Genomic DNA, 10699 nt, shown 5'->3' on the forward strand with positions numbered 1-10699 from the left:
TCTACGAAACTCCCACAATCCTCAAACATTCACAAATCCGCACTACGTGCTACTTTGCTCATGTTTGGCGGGTCATAAATTCATATTCGATTTCGAGCAAGCTCGAATCGAAATGACTTTTGACCCTTACGTCATATTATAATAATCATAGTTTTTTGAATGAAGTGACAAAATTCATTATTTAAACACAAAACAACAATTTACAGGGAGGCAAAAATGAAATTAGCAGTAATTTATGATTCCAAATCAGGTAATACAAAACAGGCAGCAGAATGGATAGCACAAGGAATGGAAGCAAATGCTGATGTTGAAGCAAAAGCTTTTTCTATAGATGGTGTTGATGAAGCATTTGTTAATGATGCAAAGGGAATCGTTATCGGATCACCATCATATGCTGCAGCAATGACTCCTGATCTTCATGACTTTTTGATGAATAAGTCAAATAATCTTAACTTCACAGGAAAACTTGGTGGAGCATTTGCAACAGAGCAGTTCACTCATGGCGGTGGTGAAATGGTAATCCAGAACATTCTTACGTTTGAGCTTACTAAGGGCATGATGTGCTATTCAAGCGGCGGCGCTTTTGGTTCACCTGTTATTCATATGGGGCCGGTTGGTGTTAATGGAAACGTAGAAAAGCACAACGGTATGGAGCACTATAAGGACTACTTCACAATCTTTGGTGAGAGATTTGCTAAGAAGGCTTTAGAGATATTTTGATCCCGGTAAGATAAGTCAAACACTTCTTTAATATATATTGATGATTTGCGGACTATAAGGTTTAATCAGCCTTTTAGTCCGCTGTTTTCTTTTAGACCTTACACTTTACTCTAAGTAATGATATATTCTTCTTATGAAAAAAAGTATTGCGTATTCACCAACTGAATATCGAAATTTGTTTTATCAATATGCAAATATTTCTTGTGACCACAAAGAAGGAGACTACTGCATCTATATAAATAATGAAGGTGGCAGTATTGTCAGTTTTGGAGCTGATGATGTCATCCAGTGCGGCATAGGAGATTATGTAATAGAGGATGATTTTGCTATTGAGTATCATTATGATAATAGATTCCTTCATTTTGGAATAGTTTATAAAGGCATTACCTATTCCCTTGAAGAGAATGATCTTATTGTACACTCTATGCCTTCATCATTTATGGCTATGGAGAAAATGGATGTTGGTACTGGTGTGTGGCGATCCGGACAGCATTTTAAAGGCGTAGAATTTTCAATTGAATATGAGTATTTGAAAAAATCTGTTCTTCCAATGCTTGGAAAAACAATTGATGATCTTGATTTTCTTGTTATGAACTATAGATATTCAGTCCTGAGCCAGGATATGAATGATGTTCTAAACAAGGTGGAAAGAAATATAAAAAACCGTATACTTACTAAAGAACTTGCGATATCTTATGCTCTGGAACTGGTTGCTCTTGTTCTTAATCCTATTAACAGATCATTGTTCAAGATGACATTTGCAGAAAGTGAGAGGATTATTGAAGCCGGAAACAGGACAATAAAACTAAAAGCAAGTGATATTAGGAAAATCACAGAGGTACGAGATATTATTACTTCGTCAGCATCTGAATTTAAGACAATCCCCATGCTTGCTAAGGAAGTGGGAATTAGCGAACAGAAGCTCAAATATGGATTTCAGGACTATTTTAAACAGACTATCTGGGACTATCAAAATAGTGTAAGAATGAGCCATGCAGCATGGATGATCAAAGAAGATAAGGCAAGTTTTGAAGAAATATCAAAAGCAGTCGGCTATCAAAGCCAAACTGCTTTTTACAACGCTTTTAAAAACTGGTGTGGTCTAACTCCCGGTAAATTCAAGAAGCATTTGGAATCTGGTCAAACGCACCAATAGGGATTATCATCGGAGAGTTGGAGATAGGATCGCATATAACAACGCTCTTTATTCCGTAGATATCTTCTATAATCTTAGGAGATATTATTTCCGATGGAATTCCTTCCTTGATCAGATTTCCATTTTTCATAGCAAAGATATAATCAGCATATTTGCTGGACAGATTAATATCGTGTAGTACCATTACGATTGTAGTCTTTTTCTTTCTATTTAATTCTTTGAGAAGATCCAAAATCTCAATCTGATAGGAAATATCCAGGAAAGTAGTTGGCTCATCTAAAAATAAAATATCGGTTTCCTGTGCAAGAGCAAGAGCTATAAATACGCGTTGGCGCTGGCCGCCGGAAAGCTCGTCTACACTCCTGTCAGCAAGTTCTGTGATCTTCATTGCACACATAGCATCTTCAACGGCCTTATAATCTTCCAAAGACATGGGTGCCATGAATTTTCTGTAAGGATAACGTCCTCTAGCAACAAGCTCTGAAACCTTTATGCCCTCAGGAGCTATAGAATTTTGGGGAAGAAGCCCTATGGTTTTAGCTATATCTTTGGACTTAATGCAGCTAAGAGACTTGCCATCTAAAGTAATCTGACCTTCAGTTGGATTAAGGAGTCTGCAAAATGTCTTTAGCATAGTAGATTTTCCTGAACCATTTGAACCTAGGATAACGCTTATTTTTCCCTTTGGAATATGTAAGTTTACGGAGTTTAAAATATTATTATTTCCGTAACCTGCTTTTATCTGTTCTGCTTTAAGCTCTTGCATTTTCATTAGGTAGTACCTCCCTTGTTTTGGCTTATAAGAAGATATATTAAATATGGTGCTCCAAGGATACCTGTAATGATTCCAACGGGATATCTTGTAGGCAAAATATTTTGTCCGATAAAATCACCTGCCAGAACCAGAATTGCTCCTGTTAATGCACTTGAAGCAAGATTGGTTTGAGATTTACCGCATATTCGTGTTGCTATTGGCCCTGACAAAAAAGCTATCGAGGAAATTGGTCCTGATATTGCTGTGGCAAATGCGATCAGGCATACTGAACATATAATAAGTATTGTTCTGATAAAGTCTGTTCTTACGCCAAGTATAGTAGCATAGGCTTCTCCTAGCTCTAATGAACGTAGGGCATTTCTAAGATTTGACATAATAATTAGAGATATCAGAACTATTATTATAAGAAATGGAAGAGAGTCTACTGTAATGCCGTTAAGATTACCTGTCATCCATCTCATTGCAGTAGCAACATCATATTCTGCTGCTTTCATGATCATCCAGTTGATAAGTGCTGTAAAAAAAGCCTGGGCACCTATTCCGGTCAAAATGAGCCTGTTTGCAGAGTAGCCATCTGTATTTGATATTTTATAAATTAAAAGTGCTGCTACAAGACCTGCAATAACTGCAAGAAGTGATACAATTCCGCGGTTTAGGTTTAAAAATAAAATGCAGTATACGGCTGCTACGGTTGATCCTGACGAAACTCCTATTATATCAGGACTGGCAAGTGGATTACCAAGTAGTGTCTGAAAGGTGTTACCTGCTATGCCAAAGGCCATTCCGCAGAATATAGCAGCAAGTGTACGTGGTAGTCTTAGTTTCATCACAATGTAGTTATCGCTTTTTGAGATGATCATATTTAATACTTCCAAAATGGAATAATTCTTTTCACCAATTGTAAGATTAAGGCATGTAAGTCCGGCAACCAGGATAAGCATTACTGAAATTATCATTAGATAAGTAAGCTTTCTTTTCTGAATTCCCGAGCAAATATTTGTGGTCGTATTCATAAGCTTTGTATTTTCGACTTTCGTATTATTAGTATAAAAACAGGAGCACCAATCAGCGCAGTCATGATGCCTGATTCCAGTTCACCTGGGCGTCCTAATATTCTTCCCAAAATGTCTGATAGTATAAGGATGCAGCTGCCAAATATACCGCTTAACAGGATAAGAGGAATATGCTTTGAACCTATTAAAGCCCTTATAAGGTGAGGGATCATCAGCCCTATAAAGCTTATAGGACCAGCCAGAGCTGTTATTGTTGCACATAAAAGAACGCCAAGTACTGCGGCAAGTATACGTATTCTATTAATGTTAAGTCCTAGCGCTTTTGCTGTCTCTTCAGATAGTAACAGAGTATCTAGATCTCTTGATAATAAAAGGCTTATGACTATAGCAATGATAAAAAAAGGTAATAAAATGGCTACATCTGTCATTGATACTCCGCCGATGCTTCCCACTTGCCAGAATCGAAATGATGTCATAACACTTGAATCCGGCATCATAACAAGGCTTATTATGCTAGATAGAGCAGTACTTACTGCAGCACCTGATATTGCAAGTTTTATTGGCGTAGCTCCTTCACGTCCCATTGATGCTAGTTGATATACGAAAACAGCTGTAAGCATACCTCCTATAAAAGAAAGACCAATGTATGAAAATTTAGATTGAATGTTAAATATGGCTATTCCGATTACAATAAATAAAGAAGCGCCTGTATTAACGCCTAAAATACTGGGATCTGCGATAGGATTTCGTGTTATGGACTGCATAAGTACACCGGAAATACTAAGACTTGCGCCTGCTATTATTCCGAATATTGTTCTTGGAATGCGTGCCTTTACTATGTTTACGTTAAAATTGTCGGTGCTTTTATTAGTAATAGCATTGTAAACATCAGATAAACCTACGGATTTTGCACCGTAGGTTATTGATAAAATACAAGATGTTATTAGTAAAAAAATACCGATTAAAAATAATATGTAAGTTTTTTTACTCTTCATTAATCTTGCTTGCTGCCTCACTTATAGCTGATAAATAATCGTCAATTGCATATGGTATTGAAAGAATAGAAGGTGTTGTTGCAGCTGCAAGAGTAGAGCTTGAATCGAGAAGTACGACAGCACCATTGGCTACAGCTGGTATCTGACTCATAAGAGGATCGTTTTGCATTGCCTCAAGTAGTGACTCATCTCCATATACGATCATAATGTCAACATCACTTAACTGGTCAGCATTTTCTCTTGAGATTGTTACAGAAAAATCTTCTGTTGACTGAGCAAGAGAGAGAATGCTTTCAGGTGTTGTAAGTCCAAGATCATTAAGATATGAAGCTCTTGGATCGTTCGGAAGATATGCATAGAAAGTGCTCATATCGTCTTGGGTGATCCAGAAAAATGCTGCTGTTTTACCTTCAAGTTCAGGATAATTCGAAAGCTTATCTGCAATTAAAGCATCAGTCTCTTCTACAAGGGCTTCACCTTCTGATTTCATACCCATAGCAGTTGCGTTTACAATTGTCTGATCTCTCCAGTTGGTCTTCCAGGCAGTTTCAATATAAGGTACAACAGGAGCAATTTCTGACAGAAGATTATATTCTTCTTCTGTAAATCCTGAATATGAAGCGATGATAATATCAGGCTCTGCAGCTGCAATAGCTTCATAATCCCAGCCTGTTTCGTCATTGAATACGTTGGGAGATGTTTCTCCTAATTCACTAAATGCCTCATCTGTCCATACGTGAAGCTTGTTTTCGGTCATGTATCCATAGTTTGCAGCAGAAACTCCAACAGGAACAACTCCAAGAGCAAGGACTGGATCCTGATTAGCCCATGAAAGTGTAACTATTCTTTCAGGTTTACTTTCTATAACTGTTTCACCAAATGCATGTTCGATTGTTATTGGGAACTGTGCTGTAGATTCATCTGAAACAGTAATTTCTGAACTTGAATCATTAGATGTAGCTGATGATTCAGTAGTACTTTCTCCAACATCATTGGAAGCGGATGTTTCAGCTTCTTTAGCAGAAGCTCCGCATGCTGTCATTGTTGCAGCAATAGATAATGTCAAAAATATGGATAATATAGACTTTTTCATAATTATATGTTTATCCCCTTTATTGTTATTTTTGTTAGTTTGGGCTAACTGCAAGATAATTTATCATAGCTTGTTAGCATAGTCAAACAATAATCCTTATTTATATATTGTTGCACCCGATTTAGTAAAAAATGGAGGATTTACGGTGAATGCATTTGCAAAGAAAATTGCAGGATATAAGTTGTATGAAAGAAGGAATTTATAGACTTCATTTGACAAAAATTGGGAATAGGGTTAAAATGAATTGCATACAATTAAATAGAGCAACAACATACAACCTATTCAGGAGGAAAATCTAATGAAATACGCAGTAAGATACTATACTAAAACCGGTAACACCAAGAGACTTGCAGAGGCTATGGCCAGGGAACTTGGAGTAGAGGCGCTTCCTATAAGCGCAGGAATAAATGAATATGTAGATATTCTATTTCTTGGAAATTCTTATTATGCATTTAATATTGATAAAGAGGTCAAAGATTTTGTTGGAACTCTTTCTAAAGATAAGGTTGGAAAGATAGTTAATTTTGGCTCAGCTGCTTTGCTCAATTCTACTTACAAAAAGGTAAAGGCAGAAGCTGATAAGGTTGGAGTACCAATGGATACAAATGAATTCCACTGCAAGGGTGAATTCAAGGGTATTCACAAGGGAAGACCTAATGATGATGATGTAAGGGCAGCTGCAGAATTTGTAAAACAGTATAAATGATAAATTGATCTTTTAGATTTTTTAAATCAACACTTTTTTGGATTTATGTTGTTCATAGTATCCTTTTTCATTCTTATAATTTAATTATCAAATGAAGGAGGCGTAAAGCTATGAACACAGATAAAATTTATGCAGAGTCAATTGCAAACGAGTATGCACCAAAGGATACTTCCAAGGTAGTGGCACTTAAGAAACTGGATAGAAAGGCCAAATTTGGAGCAAATGTTTTTGCCTATTCTTTTGGACTGGTAATGACAATGCTACTTGGAATTGGAATGTGTCTGTCAATGAGAGTTATTGGTGATGGAAGCCAGATATCTTTTATATTAGGAATTATAATTGGTATAATAGGTATTATAGGAGTAGGAGTTAATTATCCGGCATACAAAAAGCTTCTTGCAAATGGCAAAAAGAAATATGCATTTGATATCATGGAACTTGCCAAGCAGATTAGCGAAGAAAATGACTAATATAGAAAGGGCAGGTTATTATGACTAAATCAGAAAGTAAATATTTTAACACTGCCCTTATTATAGATAAGGCATTTATTGAACTTCTAAGCATAAAAGACGTTCAGTACATAACCATAAAAGAAATATGTGAAAAGGCGGGAGTTAACAGATCAACTTTTTATCTTCATTATGAAAATATAAATGATCTGCTAGAAGAAACTATTGACTATATCAATAATGATTTTCGACATTCATTTGAATTGGATGGAGATGGGTTTGTTAATAGGATTGAAGAACTTCCCCTTGAAGATCTTATTTTGATAAAAAGAGAATATTTAATTCCTTACCTCGAATATGTAAAAGGGCATAAAAATGTGTACAGGGCAGCAGTTAATAATTCAGTGATAATGCGCTCTGAACAAAAGATGTCATCTTTGTATATGCGTGTACTAAAGCCTATTTTTATAAGATTTGGAATACCTGAAAACGAGCAAAAATACTGGATGAAGTTTTATATAAACGGAGTCATGGCTATAGTTTTCGAGTGGCTCAAAAATGATTGTAAAGAATCTGTTGAGGAAATTTTCAGTATTATAGAAAAGTGTATAGGCCGAAAACAGCTATATGAGGGGCACGGTAGTGGAGACACTTAAATTTGGCTTTAGATACTTCAAAAAAGATCTTTGGATTTCTATTTTTGCGGAAATACTGAGTTTTATCGGTATTTTCGCTGAACTTCTTTTGCCACTTTTATCCGGTATTCTGATTGATTATGTTATCAAGGATACTGCTGTTAACGACGAAAGTGGCGGTATTTTTCATTTCCTTTTGACTGGAAAATTCGGAGCTGTAAATTCTTTACAGCTTTTCTTTGCCGTAGGTGGCTTTTTTCTTATTATGGTCGCACTTAGAATCGGTCTTATTTATATTAGAGACCTCATTCAGGAGAGAGTGGGCCTGAATCTTGAAACTACCCTCAGATATGCTTCATATGACAAGCTGATGAAGCTTGATTCAGATACTATAAGTGATTATAATTCCGGCGAACTTCTTCAAATCCTCAACAGCGATACAATTATGTTTAAAGAGCTGTTTAGTCACAGGATTCCATATTTTGGTGATTCTATCTTTATGTTGACTACGACGGTAATTCTCATTGCTTCTATTGATATTTCTTTTGTCATAATCCCACTATTATTGGCTCCAATACTGATTCATGCAGTTCTCACATTTAAAAAGAGAGCTCGAAAAAATTTTACCAAGATAAGGGATAACAGTTCTGCACTTAACCTGACTACACAGGAGAATATAAGCGGTGTGAGAATAGTCAGATCCTTCGTGAATGAGGATTTGGAAAAAGAAAAGTTTAATAAGGTCAACATGGATTTCTGCAAGACCAATATCGATCAGGTGTCGCTTACAGCTAATTTTGAAATGACTTTAAATATTATCAAACAGATAGCTTATGTTGGAACTATCGCTATTGGAGCTTATCTTGTTATGCAAGGCAGGCTTACAGTAGGCTACATACTATCTTCATCCACGTATGTAGTTCGTTTGATGTCAGATATTAACAGTGTCAACAATAATATTCTTAACATGCAGCAGCAGACAGTATCGGGCCTTTCATTAAAGGGATTTATGGAAAAAGAGAGTAAGACACCCGATAATGCTATGGCTGATCTTCATACGGATGAGCCATTTATTGAGATGAAAAATGTTACTCTGGACATAGATGGGCAGAAAATTTTGGATAATGTATCGCTTTCTATACCTTATGGCAAAAAGGTTGGAATAGTAGGTGAGACGGGCTCTGGAAAGAGTATTCTGCTTAAGACTCTGATCAGAATGAAGGAGATATCTTCAGGAAGTATAACTATTGATGGCCATGATATCAAAGAATACAAGCTTGAAACACTTAGGGATATGTTTTCCTATGTATTTCAGGATGTTTTCCTATTTTCAAATACCATTGAGTCAAATATAGCTTTTTCTAAGCCTTATGCAGACCAGAAACTTGTAAAAGAAGCTGCTGTCCATGCCCAGGCTGAGAGCTTTATAAATGAGCTTGAGGATAGATATCAGACAATTATAGGAGAACGCGGAATAGGTATTTCAGGCGGTCAAAAGCAGCGTATATCTATAGCGAGATGCTTTTTAAAGAATGCTCCTGTCTTTATACTGGATGATTCTACAAGTGCGCTGGATGTTAACACTGAGAGAATTCTCTTAAAAGAAATATATGAGAAATTCTCAGAAAAAACGCTCATTATAACGGCACATAGATTTTCCTCTGTAAAGGATTGCGATGAGATTTTGTATATGAAAGAAGGCCGTGTCGAGGAGAGAGGCTCGTTTAAGGAATTGATGGAATTAAGCGGCAGTTTTGCCAGAGTATATAAAATTCAGATGGAACAAAAAGAGCAGAAAGAGGACTGATATGGCTAAAAGAAATACCTTCTTTCAAGATGAAAAAATTGAAAAAAAGATTGATTTCAAGCAGCTTATGAGGACTCTAAGGTATGTTTTGCCTTTTAAAAAGACTCTCATCATGGTTGGAATTTTACTTCTGATATCTTCAGTTACTTCATTAATACCACCAAGATTATTAAAAGTTATCGTTGATACAGTTGTAACGGATGATGATTACAAGCAGCTGGCACTTTTATGTGGCAGTATGTTCTTCCTTGCAATTATCGAGATAACTGTTACCTATATTCAAACCTTAAACATGGGAAAAGTTGGGTTTACTATTATTTCCAAAATAAGAACGGATATTTTTGATCATTTGCAGGAACTTTCCTTTGATTATTATGACAACAGGCCTGATGGAAAGATTGTTGTCAGAGTTACTGAGTATATAAACGGTCTCGCTACATTTTTTTCCAATTATGTTTTAATGTTTGCTGTGTATATCGTAAAAGTAGTAGTTGTCAGCGTATTCATGCTGTCACTTAGTCCATTACTGACACTGGTTGTATTCTGCACAGTCATACCCATGATGCTTGCTATAACTATGCTCAAAAAAGTTCTTGGAAAGAGATACACTCAGCTAAGAGCCAAGAACTCCAACAGATCAGCATTTCTCGTAGAATCAATTATGGGAGAGCAGATCATCAAGAATTATAGTCGAATTAATAAAAATAAAGCTGTATACGATGCAATTCACCAAAAAAGTGTTCTGGAATGGTGGCATATTGTAATCCTTTCAAGACTTAATTCTCCTATAGTCATGGGCTTTTGGAATGTGGGAACTCTCGCTATTTTTGGGGTGGCACTTGTTTTGATATTATCCGGGAGTAGCACTGTAACTGCCGGTACGGTGATCACATTTACAAGTTATATGGCTGCATTTAGAGATCCTATTTCACAGATTGCTAATATCATTCAGGAGCTTGCTCAGGTTAGTTCTAACTTGGAGCAGGTTTTTGATACTATAGATTATCCTGTCGATATCTGTGACAAAGAAAACGCAGTAGAACTTAAGGATGTTAAGGGATGCGTGGATTTTGACAATGTTACCTTTGAATATGAAGAGGGAGTGCCGATTCTTGAGAATTTCAATCTTCATGTTACTCCAGGTAAGACAATTGCTCTAGTTGGCCATACAGGTGCAGGTAAGACTACAGTTATAAATATGCTTACAAGATTCTATGATGTGAAAAAAGGCTCTGTAAAGGTAGACGGAATTGATGTTCGTGATGTTTCTCTCAGATCCCTTAGAAATGAAGTCGGCGTCCTAATGCAGGATCCATTTATTTTCAAGGGGTCAATCATCGACAATATTCG

General features: G+C 36.3%; 11 protein-coding genes. 7 read left to right on the forward strand and 4 right to left on the reverse strand.

Annotation, left to right across the window (positions count from 1 at the left end):
* The first annotated feature begins 216 nt into the window (after window positions 1-216).
* Both K6G87_RS12125 and K6G87_RS12130 read left to right on the forward strand, forming a co-directional pair.
* Window positions 217-720 carry a flavodoxin family protein gene (locus K6G87_RS12125; RefSeq protein WP_296837583.1) on the forward strand — a complete coding sequence of 168 codons (504 nt, stop codon included), beginning with the start codon at window positions 217-219 and terminating at the stop codon, window positions 718-720.
* Window positions 721-853: 133 nt separating this feature from the next.
* Window positions 854-1876 carry a helix-turn-helix domain-containing protein gene (locus K6G87_RS12130; RefSeq protein ID WP_296837585.1) on the forward strand — a complete coding sequence of 341 codons (1023 nt, stop codon included), beginning with the start codon at window positions 854-856 and terminating at the stop codon, window positions 1874-1876.
* On the opposite strand, the gene K6G87_RS12135 is transcribed toward K6G87_RS12130, so the two are convergent.
* From K6G87_RS12135 to K6G87_RS12150, 4 genes are read right to left on the reverse strand one after another with little or no spacing between them, the layout of a single operon-like run.
* Complete coding sequence (locus K6G87_RS12135) at window positions 1839-2648, reverse strand: ABC transporter ATP-binding protein (protein ID WP_296837588.1); 810 nt, start codon at window positions 2646-2648, stop codon at window positions 1839-1841. The two genes, K6G87_RS12130 and K6G87_RS12135, sit on opposite strands and share 38 nt — an antisense overlap.
* Window positions 2648-3607, reverse strand: coding sequence for a FecCD family ABC transporter permease (locus K6G87_RS12140; RefSeq protein WP_296837591.1), 960 nt, complete (start codon window positions 3605-3607; stop codon window positions 2648-2650). The genes K6G87_RS12135 and K6G87_RS12140 overlap by 1 nt, the downstream gene beginning before the upstream one ends.
* 53 nt (window positions 3608-3660) lie before the next feature.
* Entirely contained in the window at window positions 3661-4659 is a 999-nt protein-coding gene (locus K6G87_RS12145; protein WP_296837594.1) for a FecCD family ABC transporter permease, read from the reverse strand.
* A complete protein-coding gene (locus K6G87_RS12150) occupies window positions 4649-5752 on the reverse strand; it encodes an iron-siderophore ABC transporter substrate-binding protein (protein ID WP_296837595.1) in 1104 nt (367 codons plus the stop codon). Before K6G87_RS12150 ends, K6G87_RS12145 begins: the two co-directional genes overlap by 11 nt.
* Window positions 5753-6050: 298 nt before the next feature.
* On the opposite strand from K6G87_RS12150, the gene K6G87_RS12155 reads away from it, so the two are divergent.
* The 5 genes from K6G87_RS12155 to K6G87_RS12175 all read left to right on the forward strand — a co-directional run.
* Complete coding sequence (locus K6G87_RS12155; protein ID WP_296837597.1) at window positions 6051-6458, forward strand: flavodoxin family protein; 408 nt, start codon at window positions 6051-6053, stop codon at window positions 6456-6458.
* Between the two features lie 110 nt (window positions 6459-6568).
* Window positions 6569-6928 (forward strand): dihydropteridine reductase, encoded by a 360-nt coding sequence (locus K6G87_RS12160; protein ID WP_296837600.1) that lies wholly within the window; start codon window positions 6569-6571, stop codon window positions 6926-6928.
* 20 nt (window positions 6929-6948) lie between these two features.
* Window positions 6949-7563 (forward strand): TetR/AcrR family transcriptional regulator, encoded by a 615-nt coding sequence (locus K6G87_RS12165; RefSeq protein ID WP_296837603.1) that lies wholly within the window; start codon window positions 6949-6951, stop codon window positions 7561-7563.
* Window positions 7550-9349 carry an ABC transporter ATP-binding protein gene (locus tag K6G87_RS12170; RefSeq protein ID WP_296837605.1) on the forward strand — a complete coding sequence of 600 codons (1800 nt, stop codon included), beginning with the start codon at window positions 7550-7552 and terminating at the stop codon, window positions 9347-9349. The genes K6G87_RS12165 and K6G87_RS12170 overlap by 14 nt, the downstream gene beginning before the upstream one ends.
* Before the next feature lies 1 nt (window position 9350).
* Window positions 9351-10699 (forward strand): ABC transporter ATP-binding protein (locus K6G87_RS12175; protein ID WP_296837607.1); only part of this gene is annotated, 1349 nt, incomplete at its 3' end.

The organism is Butyrivibrio sp., from assembly GCF_024699075.1.

What these genes read in the sequence shown, in the direction of transcription:
- K6G87_RS12140 (WP_296837591.1), bottom strand. Translation starts at nt 3,607, where the DNA reads ATGATAATTTCAGTAATGCTTATCCTGGTTGCCGGACTTACATGCCTT.
- K6G87_RS12150 (WP_296837595.1), bottom strand. Translation starts at nt 5,752, where the DNA reads ATGAAAAAGTCTATATTATCCATATTTTTGACATTATCTATTGCTGCA.
- K6G87_RS12165 (WP_296837603.1), top strand. Translation starts at nt 6,949, where the DNA reads ATGACTAAATCAGAAAGTAAATATTTTAACACTGCCCTTATTATAGAT.
- K6G87_RS12160 (WP_296837600.1), top strand. Translation starts at nt 6,569, where the DNA reads ATGAACACAGATAAAATTTATGCAGAGTCAATTGCAAACGAGTATGCA.
- K6G87_RS12155 (WP_296837597.1), top strand. Translation starts at nt 6,051, where the DNA reads ATGAAATACGCAGTAAGATACTATACTAAAACCGGTAACACCAAGAGA.
- K6G87_RS12135 (WP_296837588.1), bottom strand. Translation starts at nt 2,648, where the DNA reads ATGAAAATGCAAGAGCTTAAAGCAGAACAGATAAAAGCAGGTTACGGA.
- K6G87_RS12125 (WP_296837583.1), top strand. Translation starts at nt 217, where the DNA reads ATGAAATTAGCAGTAATTTATGATTCCAAATCAGGTAATACAAAACAG.
- K6G87_RS12130 (WP_296837585.1), top strand. Translation starts at nt 854, where the DNA reads ATGAAAAAAAGTATTGCGTATTCACCAACTGAATATCGAAATTTGTTT.
- K6G87_RS12145 (WP_296837594.1), bottom strand. Translation starts at nt 4,659, where the DNA reads ATGAAGAGTAAAAAAACTTACATATTATTTTTAATCGGTATTTTTTTA.